The following is a 17,722-nucleotide window of genomic DNA, read 5'->3' as shown; positions in this document are numbered from 1 at the left end:
CTCAGATGAACGGGCTGAGGATGGCGGGCATGCCACTCATGGCCGCGAGGTTGCCGATGACGAAGCGATCCAGCAGGTTCAGCGCGATAAAGGCGAAGATCGGCGAGATATCCAGGCCGCCGAGGTTCGGGATCAGGCGGCGGAACGGCGCCAGCAGCGGCTCGCAGATCTGGTTGACCAGCTGCGCCCCGGGGTTGTAGCTGCCGGGGGCGACCCAGGAGAGGATCACGCTGATGATCATGGCGAAGAAGAAGATCTTGAGGAACAGCGAGGTCACCGCGATCACCGCCCACACCAGTAGCTGCAGGCCGACCGCGAGCGGATTGGCGCCGGCGATGAGGATGATCACCACCATCAGCAGCAGTTGCACCAGGATCGCCAGCACCAGCGAGGCCAGGTCCAGGCCGCCCAGGCCGGGAATGATCCGGCGCAGCGGCTTGAGCAGGGGCTGGGTGGCCTTCAGGGTGAACTGGCTGAGCGGGTTGTAGAAGTCGGCGCGCACCAGTTGCAGGATGAAGCGCAGCAGTACGATCAGCAGGTACAGGCTGCCGAGGGTCTGGATGATATAGATGAGGGCTTCCGTGAATCCGGACATGCGGGCTCCTTGTTGATCCAGCTGTTTATTGGCCCAGTTGGGCGGCGAGTTCGGCCGAGCGCTTGGCGGCGGCGTCCAGGGCCTTCTGCACCAGCGCCTCGAAGCCGCCGGCCTGGAAGGCCTTGATCGCCGCTTCGGTGGTGCCGTTGGGCGAGGTCACCCGGCGGCGCAGTTCGGCGGCGTCGACCTCGCTCTCGCTGGCCATGCGCGCGGCGCCGAGGGCAGTGTGCACGGTCAGCTGCTCAGCGATCCCGCGCGGCAGGCCGAGTTGCTCGCCGGCGGCGGTCATCGCCTCGATCAGCAGGAAGAAATAGGCCGGGCCGCTGCCGGACACGGCGGTGACCGCATCGATCTGCTGCTCCTGGTCCAGCCACAGGGCCAGGCCGACGGCGGACAGCAGCTGTTCGGCCTGCTGGCGCTGGGCGGTGGAGACCTCGGCGTTGGCGAACAGGCCGCTGACGCCCTGGCGCAGCAGGGCCGGGGTGTTCGGCATGCAGCGCACGATCGGGCGCTCGCCCAGCCAGTTGGCCAGGCTGGCGCAACCGATGCCGGCGGCGATGGAGACGATCAGCTGGCCGTCGACCAGGCTCGGGGCCAGGGCCAGGCAGACGTCCTTGAGCACCTGCGGCTTGGTCGCCAGGACCACCACCTCGGCGCCGGCGATGGCCTCGGCGTTGCTGGCGAACAGCTCGATGCCGTATTCGCCGGCGACCTTGGCCCGCTGTTCGGCGCCCAGGTCGCTGGCGCGGATGTGGCTGGCCGGGATGCCCTGGGCGAGCAGGCCGCCGATCAGGCTGGTGGCCATGTTGCCGGCACCGATGAAGGCGATACGTGGGTGGCTCATGTCGGGTTTCCTTCGTTCTTCAATTCGGGGTGGTTGGCCCGCTCAGGGCTGGCCGTAGTCGCGGGCGCCAAACAGGGCGGTGCCGATGCGTACCCAGGTCGCGCCTTCGGCGATCGCCGCCTCCAGGTCGTGGCTCATGCCCATGGACAGGCTGTCGAGGCCCGGGTCCAGGCGGTCGCGCAGCTCGCGCAGGCGGGCGAAGGCGGCATGCTGCTCGACCGCATCGTCGGTCGGTTCGGGGATTGTCATCAATCCGCGCAGGCGCAGCTGCGGCAGTTGTGTAACCGCCTGTGCCAGGGCCGGCAGTTGCTCCGGGGTACAGCCGGATTTGCTGGCCTCGCCGCTGACATTCACCTGCAGGCAGATATTCAGCGGTGGCAAGCCGGCCGGGCGCTGGGCGGCCAGGCGCTCGGCGATCTTCAGGCGGTCCACCGAGTGCACCCAGGCGAAATGCTCGGCGATCGGCTTGGTCTTGTTCGATTGAATGGGGCCGATGAAGTGCCAGATCAAGTCCAGGTCGGCCAGTTCCAGCTGCTTGCCCAGGGCTTCCTGCAGGTAGTTTTCGCCGAAGTCGCGAACCCCGGCCGCATGGGCTTCGCGGATCGCGGCGGCGGGTTTGGTCTTGCTCACCGCGAGCAGGCCGATAGTCGCCGAATCTCGCTGCGAGGCTTGCGCCGCCTCACGGATACGCTCGCGAACCTTTGCAATATTCTCTGCTATCGTGGACATTACTCGCGCTCTATAGCCCGCCCGTCAGGGGTTTGCGGCATTCTACCTGCTTGCATGTGATTGGGGAGTCCCATGGATATTACCGAGCTGTTGGCCTTCAGCGCCAAGCAAGGCGCGTCGGACCTGCACCTCTCGGCGGGCCTGCCGCCGATGATTCGGGTGGACGGCGACGTACGGCGGATCAACCTGCCGGCGATGGACCACAAACAGGTCCACGCGCTGATCTACGACATCATGAACGACAAGCAGCGCAAGGATTACGAGGAATTCCTCGAGACCGACTTCTCCTTCGAAGTGCCGGGCGTGGCGCGCTTCCGGGTCAACGCGTTCAACCAGAACCGCGGCGCCGGTGCGGTATTCCGGACCATTCCGTCGAAAGTGCTGACCATGGAAGACCTCGGCATGGGCGAGGTGTTCAAGAAGATCACCGACGTGCCGCGCGGTCTGGTACTGGTCACCGGGCCGACCGGCTCGGGCAAGTCGACCACCCTGGCGGCGATGCTCGACTACCTGAACAGCACCAAGTACCACCATATCCTGACCATCGAAGACCCGATCGAATTCGTTCACGAGTCGAAGAAGTGCCTGGTCAACCAGCGCGAAGTGCACCGCGACACCCACGGCTTCTCCGAGGCCCTGCGTTCGGCCCTGCGTGAAGACCCGGACATCATCCTGGTCGGCGAGATGCGCGACCTGGAAACCATCCGCCTGGCGCTGACCGCGGCGGAAACCGGTCACCTGGTGTTCGGCACCCTGCACACCACCTCGGCGGCCAAGACCATCGACCGGGTGGTCGACGTGTTCCCCGCCGAGGAGAAGTCCATGGTCCGCTCCATGCTCTCCGAATCGCTGCAGTCGGTGATCTCGCAGACCCTGCTGAAGAAGATCGGCGGTGGCCGGGTGGCGGCCCACGAGATCATGATCGGCACCCCGGCGATCCGTAACCTGATCCGCGAGGACAAGGTGGCGCAGATGTACTCGGCGATCCAGACCGGCGGCTCGCTGGGCATGCAGACCCTCGACTCCTGCCTGAAAGGCCTGGTGGCCAAGGGCCTGGTCAGTCGCGAGGCGGCCCGCGAGAAGGCCAAGACCCCGGAAAACTTCTAATAATAAGCGGGCCGCCCCGGTTGCGGCCCAGCACTGGCAACATGGGCGGGAACGATGGAATTCGAAAAGCTGCTGCGCTTGATGGTGGAAAAGGGTGGTTCTGACCTGTTCATTACCGCCGGGGTGCCACCGTCGATGAAGGTCAACGGCAAGATCATGCCGGTGACCAAGAACCCCATGTCGCCGGAACAGACCCGGGAAACCGTGCATTCGGTGATGAACGAGCAGCAGCGCCGCGACTTTGCCGAGAACCACGAGTGCAACTTCGCCATCAGCGCCCGCGGCATCGGTCGTTTCCGCGTCAGCGCCTTCTACCAGCGCAACCTGGCGGGCATGGTGCTGCGTCGCATCGAGACCAACATCCCGACCATCGACGACCTCAAGCTGCCGGAAATCCTCAAGAAGCTGGCGCTGACCAAGCGCGGCCTGGTGCTGTTCGTCGGCGCCACCGGTACCGGCAAGTCCACCTCGCTGGCGGCGATGATCGGTTACCGCAACAAGAACAGCAGCGGCCACATCATCTCCATCGAAGACCCGATCGAATATATCCACCAGCACCAGAGCTGCATCGTCACCCAGCGCGAAGTGGGCATCGACACCGAGTCCTTCGAGGTGGCGCTGAAGAACACCCTGCGCCAGGCGCCGGACGTGATCCTGATCGGCGAGATCCGTACCCGCGAGACCATGGACCATGCCGTGGCCTTCGCCGAGACCGGCCACCTGTGCCTGGCCACCCTGCACGCCAACAACGCCAACCAGGCGCTGGACCGGATCATCAACTTCTTCCCGCCGGACCGGCAGAACCAGGTGTGGATGGACCTGTCGCTGAACCTCAAGGCCATCGTCGCCCAGCAGCTGGTGCCGACCCCGGATGGCAAGGGCCGCCGCGCGGTGATCGAGGTGCTGATCAACACCCCGCTGGCCGCCGACCTGATCCGCAAGGGCGAGGTGCACGAGCTCAAGAACCTGATGAAACGCTCCACAGAGCTGGGCATGCAGACCTTCGACCAGGCCCTGTACAACCTCTACACCCAGGGCGAGATCACCTACGAAGACGCGCTGCTCTACGCCGACTCGGCGAACGACCTGCGCCTGATGATCAAGCTCGGTTCGGAAACCGACGGCGAACACCTGACCAGCTCCAATCAGGGGCTCAGCCTGGAAGTCAGCGAGGAAGAGCCGGGCCGGCGTTTCCGCTAAACCTCATCGCTGCCGGTTCGGTAGCGAATGGTTTTTCCGGATTGCTGGGCGACAGCCTGGGCCTGGCCGTCGCGCTGCGCACCGGCACGGGCCTGGCTCATCAGTTGCGGAATCAACGATCCTTCCGGCAGGTTTTTCCAGAAGCGCACCGGCAGGTTGTTTTCCAGCACGCTGCGATTCAGCCGCGCCGGGTTGAAGGTGCTGCCGTAGTAGGCCAGCCATAGCTGCTGGCCTTCATCCCCAGGTGCCTGCGCCAGCTGCCGCCATTCCGGCGGGCAGTGCTGCCGGTGGTGCAAGCGCTGGCCATCCCAGTACACCCCGTCTTGCGGCGTAGCGATCAGCCAGCTGTGCTGGCCCATGCGTTCGGCAAAATGGCCGCTGGCGCTGTGCAGAATGTCATGGGCCGGCTCGTGCCAGGCGACGAAGTCCGGCCCGTTCTCGACGCAGCAGGGCTGAAAGCGCAGAAAGGCATGCAGGTGATGGGCTTCGCGGCGTACGGCCTTGAGCCGTTTGTGCAGCTCACTGCCGTCGGCATCCCCCGCCAGCATGGCGCTGCGGTCGCCCTGGCTGACCCGCCAGAGCACCCGGTAGAGCAGGCTCCAGCGTTCTGCGCAGCGATAGCGTGCGGCGCTTTCGAGCAGGCTGAGAAGCTGGCGTGGTACCCGGATGGCGGTTGTCGCCTGGTGCGGCGTTGCGCAGGGAGTGCCGGCCGCGAACAGGTCGCTATCGCCATCGTTGCTGTACCAGTTGATCTGGTCGGCAGTCACGCCCTGCTGCAACAGCTCGCGTGCGGCCTGGCGCCAGCCGGCAAAACTGCCATCGAAGCGGGCGCTGACCATCACCAGAGGACCATCTGCGCCGGTGTTTCACTCAGCTGCCGGCGCAGCACTCGAGACTCGCTGCCGGCCTGCTGGGGCCGATAGTCCTGGGTGACGATGAAGGGCTTGGCTTTTTCCAGGGCGCAGCGCAGGCGGCTGACGTCTTCGAAGCGGATGCGCTTGTGCCGGCGCAGTGCCACCAGGCGCTTGGCGCTGAGTACGCCGATCCCGGGGACGCGGGCGATCAGGCTGGGCTCGGCGCGGTTGAGGTCGACCGGAAAGTGCTCGCGATTGGCCAGGGCCCAGGCCAGCTTGGGGTCGATATCCAGGGCCAGATTGCCGGGGCCGCTGAGCAGCTCGCCGGCCTGGAAACCATAGCCACGCAGGAGGAAGTCGGCCTGGTACAGGCGATGTTCGCGCAGCAGCGGTGGGGCCTCGAAGGGCACGGTCTTGGGGCTGTGCGGGATCGGACTGAATGCCGAGTAATAGACCCGGCGCAGGCGGTAGGCGCCATACAGCGACTGGGCGGTGTGCAGGATGGTGCTGTCGTCGGTGGCGTCGGCGCCGACGATCATCTGTGTACTCTGGCCGGCGGGGGCGAAGCGCGGTGCGCGTTTTTCCGCGCGGGCCTCGTTCTCGCCCTGGTGGATCGAGTGCATGGCCTGCTTGATGGTGCCCACCTGCTTTTCCGGCGCCAGGCGGATCAGGCTGGTTTCGGTGGGCAGTTCGATGTTGACGCTGAGGCGGTCGGCATAGCGGCCGGCCTCGGCGATCAGCAGGGGATCGGCATCGGGAATGGTCTTCAGGTGGATGTAGCCGCGGAACTGGTGTTCTTCACGCAGCAGCTTGGCGACGCGGATCAGCTGCTCCATGGTGTAGTCGGCCGAGCGAATGATGCCCGAGCTGAGAAACAGCCCGCTGATGCAGTTGCGCCGGTAGAAGTCCAGGGTCAGGGTCACCACCTCCTCGGGGGTGAAGCGCGCCCGTGGTACATCACTGGAACGGCGGTTGACGCAGTATTGGCAGTCGTACAGGCAGAAGTTGGTCAGCAGGATCTTCAGCAGCGCGACGCAACGCCCGTCCGGGGTGAAGCTGTGGCAGATGCCCATGCCATTGGTGGCGCCGAGTCCGCTCTTGCCCTTCGAGCTGCGCTTCGGCGCGCCGCTGCTGGCGCAGGAGACGTCGTACTTGGCGGCATCGGCGAGTACGGTGAGCTTGTCGATCAACTGCATGGCACAATCCATTAACTGTTTGGATATACAGTATTTCGATTGCCCATGATCCGGCAAGGCAGAAGTTGTAACGCAATGGATTTCTCTTGGCAGGGAAACCTTGGGTAGAGTGTGGCGTCAGACAGCTGCACATTGCGCAGGAGGCAGACATGCAACGACAGGACACGCACAGCAAGGTCATTGGCTATCTACTGTGGATCTTCGGCTTTCTCGGCGCGCACCGTTTCTACTACGGCAAGCCGGTGACCGGGACCATCTGGTTCTTCACCCTCGGCCTGTTCTTCATCGGCTGGATCATCGACCTGTTCCTGATCCCCAGCATGGACCGCGATGCGGACCTGCGTTTCCACGCTGGCGACATCGACTACAACCTGGCCTGGATCCTGCTCACCTTCCTCGGCGCCTTCGGCGTGCACCGCATGTACCAGGGCAAGTGGATCAGCGGCATCCTCTATCTGCTGACCCTGGGCCTGTTCGGCCTGGGCGTGCTCTACGACTTCTGGACCCTGAACGACCAGGTTTCGCTGCGCAACGCCCAGCGCGGCTGACGGCTGCCGCCATGAAAAAGCCCGCCATTTGGCGGGCTTTTTCATGGTCGGGCGGTTCAGCCCTGGAAGCTGATGCGGCCGTCCACCAGGGTGTAGCGCACCTTGCCCGGCAGGCAGTGGCCGATGAACGGGCTGTTGCCGCCCTTCGAGTACCAGGTCTCGCCGGCCAGGGTCTGGCCGTTGGCTTCGAACAGCAGCAGGTCGGCCGGGGCGCCCACGGCCAGGCGTCCGGCGGGCAGGCGCAGGGCCTTGGCCGGACCGGCGGTGAGGCGGGCGAGCAGGGTCGGCAGGTCGAGCAGGCCGTCTTCCACCAGGGTCAGGGCCAGCGGCAGCAGCAGCTCGACGCTGCTGATGCCGGGTTCGGTGGCACCGAACGGGGCCAGCTTGGCGTCGGCCTCGTGGGGCTGGTGGTGGCTGGCGATGGCGCCGATCACCCCGGCCTTCAACGCCTGGCGCAGGCCGTCGCGATCGAAGGCGGTGCGCAGCGGCGGCTGCACATGGTACAGGCTGGAGAAACCCTGCAGCGCCTCGTCGGTGAGGATCAGCTGGTACATCGCCACGTCGGCGGTCACCGGCAGGCCGCGGGCCTGGGCGGCGGCAATCATTTCGGCGCCGCGCGCGCTGGTCAGCTGGCTGAAGTGGGCGCGCACGCCGCTCTGCTCGACCAGCAGCAGGTCGCGGGCCAGGGCCACGGTCTCGGCGGTTTCCGGAATGCCGGCCAGGCCGAGGAAGCTGGCGGTCGGCCCTTCGTGGGCCAGGCCGCCTTCGGCCAGCTCAAAGTCCTGGGCGTGGAACACCACGGTCAGGTCGAAGGTCGCCGCGTATTCCAGGGCCCGGCGCAGGGTGCGGTTGTTGGCCATCGGTGCCAGGCCATTGGCGAAGGCCACGCAGCCGGCGTCGCGCAACGCCACCAGCTCGGCCAGCTGCTCGCCGGCGAGATTCTTGCTCAGTGCGCCGATGGGGAACACCTTGGCGTGCCCGGCTTCCTGGGCGCGGTCGAGGATCAGCTCGGCCACCGCCGAGGTGTCCAGCACCGGTTTGGTCAGCGGCGGGCAGCACAGGCTGGTGACGCCGCCGGCGGCCGCGGCCAGGGTCTCGCTGGCGATGTTGCCCTTGCGGCTGTAGCCGGGCTCGCGCAGGGCCACGGAAAGGTCGACCAGGCCGGGGCTGGCGACCAGGCCGCTGGCATCGATGGTCTTGTCGGCGACGAAGCCGGCAGGGGCCTGGTCGAGGGCGACGATCTTGCCGCCGTCGAGGTAGAGTTCGCTGGCCTGGTCGAGGCCGCTGGCCGGGTCGATGACCCGGGCGCCGAAGATACGGGTGCGCATCAGTTCTGCTCCTCGGCATTCAGTTGACGCTGGGCGGCCTGGCCGCTCATGGCCATGGACAGCACGGCCATGCGGATGGCGATGCCGTAGGTGACCTGGTTGAGGATCACCGACTGCGGGCCGTCGGCCACCGCCGACTCGATTTCCACGCCGCGGTTGATCGGCCCTGGGTGCATCACCAGGGCATCCGGCTTGGCCAGCTTGAGACGCTGCTCGGTGAGGCCGTAGAGGCGGTAGAACTCGCCTTCGCTGGGTAGCAGGCCGCCCTGCATGCGCTCGCGCTGCAGGCGCAGCATGATCACCACGTCGACATCCTTGAGGCCGCTGGCCAGGTCGCTGTAGACCTTCACCCCGTACTGCTCGATGCCGATCGGCAGCAGGGTCTTCGGCCCGATCACGCGGATGTCCGGGCAGCCCAGGGTCTGCAGGGCGAGCATGTTCGAACGGGCCACCCGCGAATGCAGGATGTCGCCGACTATGGCCACCGAGAGGTTCTCGAAGCCGCCCTTGTGCCGGCGGATGGTCAGCATGTCGAGCATGCCCTGGGTCGGGTGCGCGTGGCGGCCGTCGCCACCGTTGATGATCGCCAGGTTCGGGCACACGTGCTCGGCGATGAAGTGCGCGGCGCCGGAGTCGGCATGGCGCACGACGAAGATGTCGGCGGCCATGGCTTCCAGGTTGCGCAGGGTGTCGAACAGGGTCTCGCCCTTGCTGGTCGAGCTGGTCGACACGTTGAGGCTGATCACGTCGGCCGACAGGCGCTGGGCGGCCAGCTCGAAGGTGGTTCGGGTGCGCGTGGAGTTCTCGAAGAACACGTTGCACACAGTCTTGCCGCGCAGCAGCGGGACCTTCTTCACCGCGCGGGCGCCGACTTCGAGGAAGGAGTCGGCGGTGTCGAGGATTTCCGTCAGCAGCTCGCGGGGCAGGCCGTCGAGCGAGAGGAAGTGGCGCAGCTGGCCCTGGTCGTTGAGCTGCAGCGAGCGCTTGGCGTCGATAGGCATGGGGCAGGCCTTAGGAATCAGAGAGGGTTTGCAGCTCGAGGGCGAGCGGCGCGGGGCCGAGCAATTTTACCCGTTCGTTGGCCGCCAGGGCGAGGGTCGCGCCGAGCACGTCGGCATGCACCGGCAGCTCGCGGGCATTCAGGTCGAGCAGGCAGACCAGGGTCACGCTGGCCGGGCGGCCGTAGTCGAACAGTTCGTTGAGGGCGGCGCGCACGGTGCGTCCGCTCATCAGGACGTCGTCGATCAGCACCAGATGCTGGTCTTCGATATCGAACGGCAGCTCGGATGGGCGCACCTGGGGGTGCAGGCCGCTGCGGGTGAAGTCATCGCGGTAGAAGGACACGTCGAGGGTGCCGAGCGGCTGGTCCAGGCCCAGCTCCGCGAGCAGCGCTTCGGCCACCCACACGCCGCCGGTGCGGATGCCGATGAAGTGCGGCTGGGTGATGCCGCGGCTGGCCAGCAGCTGTTGCAGCTCGGCGGCCATGCGGGGCAGCAGTTCGGCGGGGTTGGGCAGGGCCATGGGCGATCCTCGGGCAATTAACAGGCGGTGGGCGATCCGCTCCAGCGTAGTCGGTGCGGATGCCATGCAGTAGCGGTCGACGGTGGCAGGTGCCGACGCTTCACGGCTGTTCGGCCAGCCAGCCTTCCAGCAGCAGGGCCGCGGCCAGGGCGTCGACTGGGTTGTCCCGGTAGCTGCCGCCGCGCTGGCCCTGGGCCATGCGTTCGCCCTTGGCTTCGTAGGTGGTCAGGCGCTCGTCGTGGGTGTGTACCGGCAGGTTGAAGCGGCCATTGAGGCGGCGGGCGAACTTCTCCGCGCGCTCGCTCATCTCGCTGGGGCTGCCATCCATGTTCAGCGGCAGGCCGACGACTATCGCATCCGGCTGCCATTCCTTGATCAGGGCTTCGACCTTCTGCCAGTCGGGGACGCCATTCTGCGCCTTCAGCACGCACAGCTCGCGGGCCTGGCCGGTGATTACCTGGCCGACGGCGACGCCGATCTGTTTGCTGCCGTAGTCGAAGCCGAGCAGCAGGCGCAGCGGTTTGTCGGCGCTCATGCGTGGCCGGCCTGGGCGCTGAGCAGGCTCAAGTTGACCCCCAGGCGGGCGGCGGCCGCTTCCAGGCGCTGCTCGGAGGGCAGGTCGAAGAGGATGTCGGTGGCGGCGGGGCAGGTCAGCCAGGCGTTGTCGACCAGTTCGGCTTCCAGCTGACCGGCTTCCCAGCCGGCATAGCCGAGGGTGATCAGGTGCTGGCGCGGGCCGGTGCCCTCGGCGATGGCAAACAGCACGTCCTGGGAGGTCGATAGGGCCAGCTCGCCCAGTTCCAGGGTGGCCTGGAAGCTGGTCCCGCTCGGGTGCAGGACGAAGCCGCGGTCGGTCTGCACCGGGCCGCCGGCAAAGATCGGCAGGCTCTGGCAGCGGGCGGGCGGCTCTTCGTCCGGGCGCAGCTGCTCGAGCACGTCGGCCAGGCTGAGGCCGTTGGGGCGGTTGATTACCAGGCCCATGGCGCCCTGCTCGTTGTGCTCGACCAGGTAGGTGACGGTCTGCGCGAAGTTCGGATCGGCCATGTGCGGCATGGCGATCAGGAAGTGGTGCTTGAGGTAGCTGGGCGCGGAGTTCTTCATCGGCCTAGTTTCAAGCTTCGCGGCGCCGGCTTCAAGTGTGGCGCGCCGTCGCGCGGCCGCGACTCAGTTGCTGGACAGGCGGTCGCCGCGCTCGAAGCGCCAGGTGCGGATGATTTCCAGGCGATCGAACTCGGCCATGTCGCCGGTGAACGGGGCGAAGGGCGCGGCCAGGCGCACGATGCGCAGGGCGGCCTGGTCCAGCAGGGGCTGGTCGGACGACTCGAGGACCTGCACTTCATACAGGGTGCCGTCGCGGTTGATCGACACCAGCAGGCGCAGGTTGCCATAGATGCGCTGGCGGCGGGCCTCGTCCGGGTAGTTGAGGTTGCCGACCCGTTCGACCTTCTTGCGCCATTCGTCCTTATACCAGGCGCCCTTGTCGCGCGCTGTTGAGGCGGCATTCAGGCGGTGAATCTTCGGGCGCTTGGCATACTGCTGGACTTCCTGGGCCAGCTCGGCTTCCAGGCTGGCGATTTCGGCGGACAGCTGCGAGCTGTCGAACACCGGCGCGGCGCGGGCGTCCGGCTCGGGCTGGGTGCGCTCGGTCTTGCTCGGGGTCTTCTGCTGCTGCGGGCTGCGGGTGGCGATGGCGGCCTTGGGCGCGGCTTCCTGGCGTTGCGCCTGCGGCGGCGCGCTGGGCGGAGTGACGCGCTTGACCTGGGTGTCCTGGAAGATCGCCTGCTCGGTGGTCTTCGGCGCCGCCTTGTGCTCCAGGGTGCCGCTGCCCTGCTGGTTGTCCTGGGCCAGGTAGTCCGCCTCCTTGGGCTTTGCTTCGCTCTTGAAGGTGGACAGGGTGATTTCCAGGCTCTTGCTCAGGGTGCCGGGCTTGGCCAGGGTAAAGCTGACGCCGAGGATCAGCGCCAGGTGCACGATGGTCGCAATCAGCAGGGTGAAGCCCAGCCGGTCCGCCGGGCGGACGCCAGTGCTGGGCAGTTCGGGCGGAAGAGTGGCTGCGTTCATCGGGCTTCGACAGGCATCAGGATGCCGCGCAGTCTGCCCAGTGAGGGGGCAAAAGTCTATGAAGCACTGCGCGCTGCGAGCTTGTCGGCAATCGCATCCATCAGGCGTTCGCCGATGCGCGTGTCGAAGGCCTTGTCGATCTCGCGGATGCAGGTCGGGCTGGTCACGTTGATCTCGGTGAGGTGTTCGCCGATCACGTCCAGGCCGACGAACAGCAGGCCCTTCTCGCGCAGTACCGGGCCGACTTCGGCGGCGATCCAGCGGTCGCGCTCGGTCAGCGGGCGGGCTTCGCCGGTGCCGCCGGCGGCCAGGTTGCCGCGGGTCTCGCCCTGGGCCGGGATGCGCGCCAGGCAGTAGGGCACCGGCTCGCCGTCGATCATCAGGATGCGCTTGTCGCCGTCCTTGATTCCCGGCAGGTAGCCCTGGGCCATGCACTGCTGGCTGCCGTGGGCGGTGAGGGTTTCCAGGATCACCGACAGGTTGGGGTCGCCGGCGCGGTGGCGGAAGATCGAGGAGCCGCCCATGCCATCCAGGGGTTTGAGAATGATGTCACGCTGCTGTTCGGCAAACTCGCGCAGAATGTCTGGCCTGCGGCTGACCAGGGTCGGCGGCATGCAGTGGGGGAACAGGGTGGCGAAGAGTTTTTCGTTGCAGTCGCGCAGGCTCTGCGGGCGGTTGACCACCAGCACGCCGGCGCGCTCGGCCTGTTCCAGCAGGTAGGTGGAGTAGACGAACTCGTTGTCGAATGGCGGATCCTTGCGCATCAGGATCACGTCCAGTTCGCTCAGCGGGCTGTCCTGCTCGGCGTCCAGCTCGAACCACTGCAGCGGGTTGTCGAATACGCGCAGGGGGCGCATGCGGGCGCGAGCCTGGCCGGCGTTCTGGTACAGGTCCTGCTGTTCCATATAGAACAGCGACCAGCCACGGGCCTGGGCGGCCAGGAGCATGGCCAGCGAGCTGTCCTTCTTGAAACTGATCTGGGCAATGGGATCCATGACGATCCCCAGGCGAATGCTCATCGGGGTAAACCTCGGCAGCGTAATCCGGCTAAAAAGGCCTGGGTGGCCATACTGTGATGCGCAAGGGTGGCGCCGGCGGCCTTGCCGGTCAAGGAAAACCCCGCGAATCCGGGGCTTATAGATTGCATCTGGAGAGTGTGCTAAAAAGGCCCGACGATTGGGACGCAGCCCGTCGGTGGCAGGGCCTCAGGCACACTGATAACGCAAGAATAATGACTCACCGAGGCGATGGTAGGGCAAACATGGAACAGCATTCCGAGGGTTTGAAGGTCATGGTGATCGACGATTCGAAAACGATTCGTCGCACCGCTGAAACTCTGCTGAAAAAAGTCGGATGCGAAGTCATCACGGCTGTTGATGGTTTCGATGCACTGGCCAAGATCGCCGATACTCACCCGAGTATCATCTTCGTCGACATCATGATGCCGCGGCTCGATGGCTATCAGACCTGCGCCCTGATCAAGAACAACAGTGCTTTCAAATCCACCCCGGTGATCATGCTGTCCTCCAAGGACGGCCTGTTCGACAAGGCCAAGGGGCGTATCGTTGGCTCCGACCAGTACCTGACCAAGCCCTTCAGCAAGGAAGAGCTGCTCGGTGCCATCAAGACGCATGTCCCCGACTTCGTTCCGGTGGAACAAGCCTCCTGATTTCCGGCCGCAGGCCGGTGAAGCCTATTCCGTATGGGGAACTCCATGGCTCGTATTTTGATTGTTGATGATTCGCCAACCGAGATGTACAAACTGACCGCCATGCTGGAAAAGCACGGCCATCAGGTGCTCAAGGCGGAGAATGGCGCCGACGGTGTCGCCCTGGCTCGCCAGGAAAAGCCCGATGCCGTGCTGATGGACATCGTCATGCCGGGTCTCAATGGCTTCCAGGCCACCCGCCAGCTGACCAAGGATGCCGACACCAGTCACATCCCGGTGATCATCGTCACCACCAAGGATCAGGAGACCGACAAGGTCTGGGGCAAGCGCCAGGGCGCGCGTGACTACCTGACCAAGCCGGTCGACGAAGACACCCTGATGAAAACCCTGAATGCGGTGCTGGCCGGCTAAGGCCGGGCAAGAGCGTAGAGCCCAATAACAAGAAAAGGCCAAGGCTGGCATGTCGGACGCGCAATCCCCCTTTCAGCTCCTCGTACAGATCGACCAGCGTTGTCGGCTGCTGGCCGCCGGCCTGCCGTCCCAGCAGCAGGCCGTGCAGACCTGGAGTGGCATCGGCTTTCGCATGGGCGACCGCTATTTCGTGGCGCCCATGGGGGAGATCGGCGAAGTCCTGCATGAGCCGCGGCACACCTTGCTGCCGGGCGTGAAAAGCTGGGTCAAGGGGGTCGCCAACGTGCGTGGCCGGCTGCTGCCGGTCATGGATCTGTGCGGCTTCTTTGGTTCCGACCTGTCGCCGTTGCGCAAGCAGCGGCGCGTGCTGGTGGTGGATCACCAGGAAGTGTTTGCCGGGCTGACGGTCGACGAAGTGTTCGGCATGCAGCACTTCCCGGTGGATACCTTTTCCGAGCAGTTGCCACCACTCGAAGCTTCCATAGAACCTTTTATCCACGGCGTCTTCCAGCGCGAGCAGCCCTGGCTGGTGTTCAGCCCGCATGCGCTGGCTCAGCACCAGGGCTTTCTCGACGTGGCGATCTAAAGTTTTTCGGTTGGGTCGGCATTTGCCGGCCTTTGGCGTTACATGGGAACCGTAGTGCGGTCGGTCCAGGCGGGGGCCAGATAATGAAAAAATTCAACGCAGGCAATCTTTTGGCAGGTGTGCGCAGTAACACGCTGATCGCCGGACTGTTCATCGTCCTGATCATTTCCATCGTGTTGTTGTTCGCCAACTTCGCCTACCTCAACACCCAGTCGAACTACGACAAGGAATACATCAGCCACGCCGGTGAGCTGCGTGTTCTGTCCCAGCGGATTGCGAAGAACGCCACCGAAGCGGCGACCGGCAAGGCGCAAGCCTTCCCGCTGCTGAAGGAAGCGCGCAACGGCTTCGAAGAACGCTGGGGCTTTCTCACCGCAGGCAGCGAAGCCACCGGCCTGCCGCCGGCGCCGGCCTCGATGCAGGCGGAAATGGAGGCGGTACAGAAGGACTGGGACAGCCTGCGCAAGAACGCCGACGCCATTCTCGCCAGCGAACAGACCGTACTCTCGCTGCACCAGGTAGCCGCGACCCTGGCGGAAACCATTCCGCAGCTGCAGGTCGAGTACGAAGAGGTGGTCGACATCCTGCTGCAGAGCGGTGCGCCGGCGGCCCAGGTGTCCGTTGCCCAGCGCCAGTCGCTGCTGGCCGAACGTATCCTCGGCTCGGTGAACAAGGTACTGGCCGGTGACGATGACTCGGTACAGGCCGCCGACATGTTCGGCCGCGACGCCAGCCTGTTCGGTCGCGTGCTCAAGGCGATGACCGAAGGCAACGCCGCCATGGAAATCTCCCAGGTCACCGATCCGGACGCTCTCGAGCGTCTGGCCGAGATCTCCGAGCTGTTCCAGTTCGTTTCCGGTTCGGTGGACGAGATCCTGGAAACCTCGCCGGAACTGTTCCAGGTGCGTGAATCCGCCAGCACCATCTTCAACGAATCGCAGACCCTGCTGGACAAGGCCTCGGTACTGACCGGCGGCTTCGAGAGCCTGGCCGGCGGCCGCTACTTCAACACCCTGGCCGGTTATGTGCTGGGCCTGATCGCCCTGGCCTCGATCATCCTCATCGGCCTGGTGATGGTGCGCGAAACCAACCGCCGCCTGGCCTCCACCGCCGAGAAGAACGAACGCAACCAGTCGGCGATTCTGCGTCTGCTCGACGAAATCGCCGACCTCGCCGACGGTGACCTGACCGTGGCCGCGACGGTAACCGAAGACTTCACCGGTGCCATCGCCGACTCCATCAACTACTCCATCGACCAGCTGCGCGACCTGGTCGCGACGATCAACCTGACTGCCGTGCAGGTGGCCGCCGCCGCCCAGGAAACCCAGGCTACCGCGATGCACCTGGCCGAGGCCTCCGAGCATCAGGCCCAGGAAATCGCCGGTGCTTCCGCGGCGATCAACGAAATGGCCGTGTCGATTGACCAGGTATCGGCGAACGCCTCGGAATCCTCCGCGGTAGCGGAACGTTCCGTAGCCATCGCCAACAAGGGTAACGAAGTCGTACACAACACCATCACCGGCATGGATAACATCCGTGAGCAGATCCAGGACACCTCGAAGCGAATCAAGCGCCTCGGTGAATCGTCCCAGGAGATCGGTGACATCGTTAGCCTGATCAACGACATCGCCGACCAGACCAACATCCTCGCCCTGAACGCCGCGATCCAGGCCTCCATGGCCGGTGACGCGGGCCGCGGCTTCGCCGTGGTAGCGGACGAAGTACAGCGCCTCGCGGAACGTTCCTCGGCGGCGACCAAGCAGATCGAAGCGCTGGTTAAGACCATTCAGACCGACACCAATGAAGCGGTTATCTCCATGGAGCAGACCACTTCCGAAGTGGTGCGCGGTGCCCGCCTGGCGCAGGACGCCGGGGTGGCCCTGGAAGAGATCGAGAAGGTATCCAAGACCCTCGCGGCGCTGATCCAGAACATCTCCAACGCCGCCCGTCAGCAGGCCTCTTCGGCCGGTCACATTTCCAACACCATGAACGTGATCCAGGAGATCACCTCGCAGACCTCCGCCGGTACCACCGCCACCGCCAAGAGCATCGGTAACCTGGCCAAGATGGCCAGTGAGATGCGCAAGTCGGTATCCGGCTTCACCCTGCCGGACGGCCAGGTCTGATCATGGGAGGTGCAGCGGCCTGAACGGGTCGCTGCCCGGGGAACGCGGCCATGAGCGAGGGGCACGGCATGCAGCCAAGCGGCGTCTGGGCCTTGAAACCCCTGGCCGATATGTCACAGACGGAGTTCCGCGACTGGCAGGCGCTGCTGGAAGAGCGCACCGGCGTGGTGATCAGCGAGCAGCGCCGGGCCTTCCTGCAGACCAACCTGACTGCGCGCATGCGCGAACTGGACGTCGCCGACTACGCCACCTACTACCGTCAGGTCACTGATGGCCCGCGTGGTGCGGTGGAGTGGTCGACCCTGCTGGATCGTCTGACCGTGCAGGAAACCCGCTTCTTTCGCCATCGGCCGTCCTTCGATGTGCTCGACAGCTATTTGCGCGGGCGTCTGGCGACCGATCAGCAGCAACAACCCTGGGCGCTGTGGAGCGTGGGCTGTTCGAGTGGTGAAGAACCCTACTCGATGGCCATCTGTGCCGCCGAGGTCCTGCGTGAGAGCGGCAGCTCCCAGCAGTTCGGCGTCACGGGCACGGATATCAGCCTGAATGCGCTGAGCAAGGCCCGCGAGGCGGCGTACGGCGCGCGCAGGCTGGAACAGTTGGACGCGGACCTGGGCGAGCGCTATTTCGCTACCCAGGCCGATGGACGCTTCAAGGTAGTGCCGGATCTGGCGGCACGTATCTGTTTCGCCAGATTGAATGTGCTGGAACTGGGCAAGGCGCCCCTGACCGGCATGGACGTTATCTTCTGTCAGAACATGCTGATCTATTTCCGCCGCTGGCGGCGCCGCGAGATCCTCAACCGCCTGGCCGAACGCCTGGCGCCGGGGGGCTTGCTGGTCGTCGGAGTGGGGGAAGTGGTCGGTTGGCAGCACCCGGACCTGGTCCCGGTCGCCGACGAGCGTGTGCTGGCGTTTACCCGCAAGGGCTAAGACAAGAATATGAGT

At 65.4% G+C, this 17,722-nt stretch carries 20 protein-coding genes; 8 read left to right on the top strand and 12 right to left on the bottom strand.

Annotated elements, in window-relative coordinates:
• Nucleotide 1: 1 nt before the first annotated feature.
• The 3 genes from F3I62_RS01210 to F3I62_RS01200 are packed head-to-tail and all read right to left on the bottom strand — an operon-like array spanning nt 2 to nt 2,168.
• The gene (locus F3I62_RS01210; RefSeq protein ID WP_160487868.1) at nt 2–595 is read right to left on the bottom strand and encodes a YggT family protein; all 594 of its coding nucleotides are present in this window, start codon (nt 593–595) and stop codon (nt 2–4) included.
• A 25-nt stretch (nt 596–620) separates the two neighbouring features.
• Nucleotides 621–1,439, bottom strand: a complete 819-nt coding sequence (proC, locus tag F3I62_RS01205; RefSeq protein ID WP_160487867.1) for a pyrroline-5-carboxylate reductase — start codon at nt 1,437–1,439, stop codon at nt 621–623.
• Between the two features lie 42 nt (nt 1,440–1,481).
• Nucleotides 1,482–2,168 (bottom strand): YggS family pyridoxal phosphate-dependent enzyme, encoded by a 687-nt coding sequence (locus tag F3I62_RS01200; protein WP_160487866.1) that lies wholly within the window; start codon nt 2,166–2,168, stop codon nt 1,482–1,484.
• A gap of 72 nt (nt 2,169–2,240) precedes the next feature.
• On the opposite strand from F3I62_RS01200, the gene pilT reads away from it, so the two are divergent.
• Together pilT and F3I62_RS01190 are read left to right on the top strand one after the other, a co-directional pair.
• Complete coding sequence (gene pilT, locus F3I62_RS01195) at nt 2,241–3,275, top strand: type IV pilus twitching motility protein PilT (protein ID WP_160077127.1); 1,035 nt, start codon at nt 2,241–2,243, stop codon at nt 3,273–3,275.
• Nucleotides 3,276–3,329: 54 nt separating this feature from the next.
• Nucleotides 3,330–4,475, top strand: coding sequence for a PilT/PilU family type 4a pilus ATPase (locus F3I62_RS01190; protein ID WP_160487865.1), 1,146 nt, complete (start codon nt 3,330–3,332; stop codon nt 4,473–4,475).
• Here the strand turns inward: F3I62_RS01190 and F3I62_RS01185 are convergent.
• Both F3I62_RS01185 and F3I62_RS01180 read right to left on the bottom strand, forming a co-directional pair.
• Nucleotides 4,472–5,314 carry a TIGR03915 family putative DNA repair protein gene (locus F3I62_RS01185; protein WP_160487864.1) on the bottom strand — a complete coding sequence of 281 codons (843 nt, stop codon included), beginning with the start codon at nt 5,312–5,314 and terminating at the stop codon, nt 4,472–4,474. The genes F3I62_RS01190 and F3I62_RS01185 overlap by 4 nt on opposite strands.
• Nucleotides 5,314–6,525, bottom strand: a complete 1,212-nt coding sequence (locus tag F3I62_RS01180) for a putative DNA modification/repair radical SAM protein (RefSeq protein ID WP_160487863.1) — start codon at nt 6,523–6,525, stop codon at nt 5,314–5,316. The genes F3I62_RS01185 and F3I62_RS01180 overlap by 1 nt, the downstream gene beginning before the upstream one ends.
• A gap of 149 nt (nt 6,526–6,674) precedes the next feature.
• Here F3I62_RS01180 and F3I62_RS01175 point away from each other — a divergent pair, with 149 nt between their 5' ends.
• Nucleotides 6,675–7,073 (top strand): TM2 domain-containing protein, encoded by a 399-nt coding sequence (locus tag F3I62_RS01175; protein ID WP_160487862.1) that lies wholly within the window; start codon nt 6,675–6,677, stop codon nt 7,071–7,073.
• 56 nt (nt 7,074–7,129) lie between these two features.
• On the opposite strand, the gene F3I62_RS01170 is transcribed toward F3I62_RS01175, so the two are convergent.
• The 7 genes from F3I62_RS01170 to gshB form a co-directional block, all read right to left on the bottom strand.
• Nucleotides 7,130–8,401 carry a dihydroorotase gene (locus F3I62_RS01170; RefSeq protein ID WP_160487861.1) on the bottom strand — a complete coding sequence of 424 codons (1,272 nt, stop codon included), beginning with the start codon at nt 8,399–8,401 and terminating at the stop codon, nt 7,130–7,132.
• Entirely contained in the window at nt 8,401–9,402 is a 1,002-nt protein-coding gene (locus F3I62_RS01165) for an aspartate carbamoyltransferase catalytic subunit (RefSeq protein WP_160487860.1), read from the bottom strand. The genes F3I62_RS01170 and F3I62_RS01165 overlap by 1 nt, the downstream gene beginning before the upstream one ends.
• Before the next feature lie 10 nt (nt 9,403–9,412).
• Nucleotides 9,413–9,922 (bottom strand): bifunctional pyr operon transcriptional regulator/uracil phosphoribosyltransferase PyrR, encoded by a 510-nt coding sequence (gene pyrR, locus F3I62_RS01160; RefSeq protein ID WP_160487859.1) that lies wholly within the window; start codon nt 9,920–9,922, stop codon nt 9,413–9,415.
• Between the two features lie 100 nt (nt 9,923–10,022).
• Nucleotides 10,023–10,457 carry a Holliday junction resolvase RuvX gene (gene ruvX, locus F3I62_RS01155; protein ID WP_160487858.1) on the bottom strand — a complete coding sequence of 145 codons (435 nt, stop codon included), beginning with the start codon at nt 10,455–10,457 and terminating at the stop codon, nt 10,023–10,025.
• Entirely contained in the window at nt 10,454–11,023 is a 570-nt protein-coding gene (locus F3I62_RS01150) for a YqgE/AlgH family protein (protein ID WP_160487857.1), read from the bottom strand. The genes ruvX and F3I62_RS01150 overlap by 4 nt, the downstream gene beginning before the upstream one ends.
• Before the next feature lie 63 nt (nt 11,024–11,086).
• The gene (locus F3I62_RS01145) at nt 11,087–11,983 is read right to left on the bottom strand and encodes an energy transducer TonB (RefSeq protein WP_160487856.1); all 897 of its coding nucleotides are present in this window, start codon (nt 11,981–11,983) and stop codon (nt 11,087–11,089) included.
• Nucleotides 11,984–12,039: 56 nt separating this feature from the next.
• Nucleotides 12,040–13,002: a glutathione synthase gene (gshB, locus tag F3I62_RS01140; RefSeq protein WP_160077108.1), complete on the bottom strand. Its 963-nt coding sequence runs from the start codon at nt 13,000–13,002 to the stop codon at nt 12,040–12,042.
• 242 nt (nt 13,003–13,244) lie between these two features.
• Here gshB and pilG point away from each other — a divergent pair, with 242 nt between their 5' ends.
• The 5 genes from pilG (at nt 13,245) to F3I62_RS01115 (ending at nt 17,707) form a co-directional block, all read left to right on the top strand.
• Nucleotides 13,245–13,652: a twitching motility response regulator PilG gene (gene pilG, locus F3I62_RS01135; RefSeq protein WP_160077107.1), complete on the top strand. Its 408-nt coding sequence runs from the start codon at nt 13,245–13,247 to the stop codon at nt 13,650–13,652.
• Nucleotides 13,653–13,697: 45 nt separating this feature from the next.
• A complete protein-coding gene (gene pilH / locus F3I62_RS01130) occupies nt 13,698–14,063 on the top strand; it encodes a twitching motility response regulator PilH (protein WP_068824882.1) in 366 nt (121 codons plus the stop codon).
• Nucleotides 14,064–14,112: 49 nt separating this feature from the next.
• Nucleotides 14,113–14,649 (top strand): chemotaxis protein CheW, encoded by a 537-nt coding sequence (locus F3I62_RS01125; RefSeq protein ID WP_160487855.1) that lies wholly within the window; start codon nt 14,113–14,115, stop codon nt 14,647–14,649.
• 83 nt (nt 14,650–14,732) lie between these two features.
• Nucleotides 14,733–16,775 carry a methyl-accepting chemotaxis protein gene (locus F3I62_RS01120; RefSeq protein ID WP_160077103.1) on the top strand — a complete coding sequence of 681 codons (2,043 nt, stop codon included), beginning with the start codon at nt 14,733–14,735 and terminating at the stop codon, nt 16,773–16,775.
• Nucleotides 16,776–16,843: 68 nt separating this feature from the next.
• Nucleotides 16,844–17,707: a CheR family methyltransferase gene (locus F3I62_RS01115; protein ID WP_160488415.1), complete on the top strand. Its 864-nt coding sequence runs from the start codon at nt 16,844–16,846 to the stop codon at nt 17,705–17,707.
• Nucleotides 17,708–17,722: the final 15 nt, after the last annotated feature.

It is taken from the genome of Pseudomonas sp. R-28-1W-6 (genome assembly GCF_009799925.1).
Lineage (GTDB): Bacteria > Pseudomonadota > Gammaproteobacteria > Pseudomonadales > Pseudomonadaceae > Aquipseudomonas.
The sequence above is the reverse complement of the archived record's forward strand: the minus strand, read 5'-3'. Positions and strand labels throughout refer to the sequence as shown.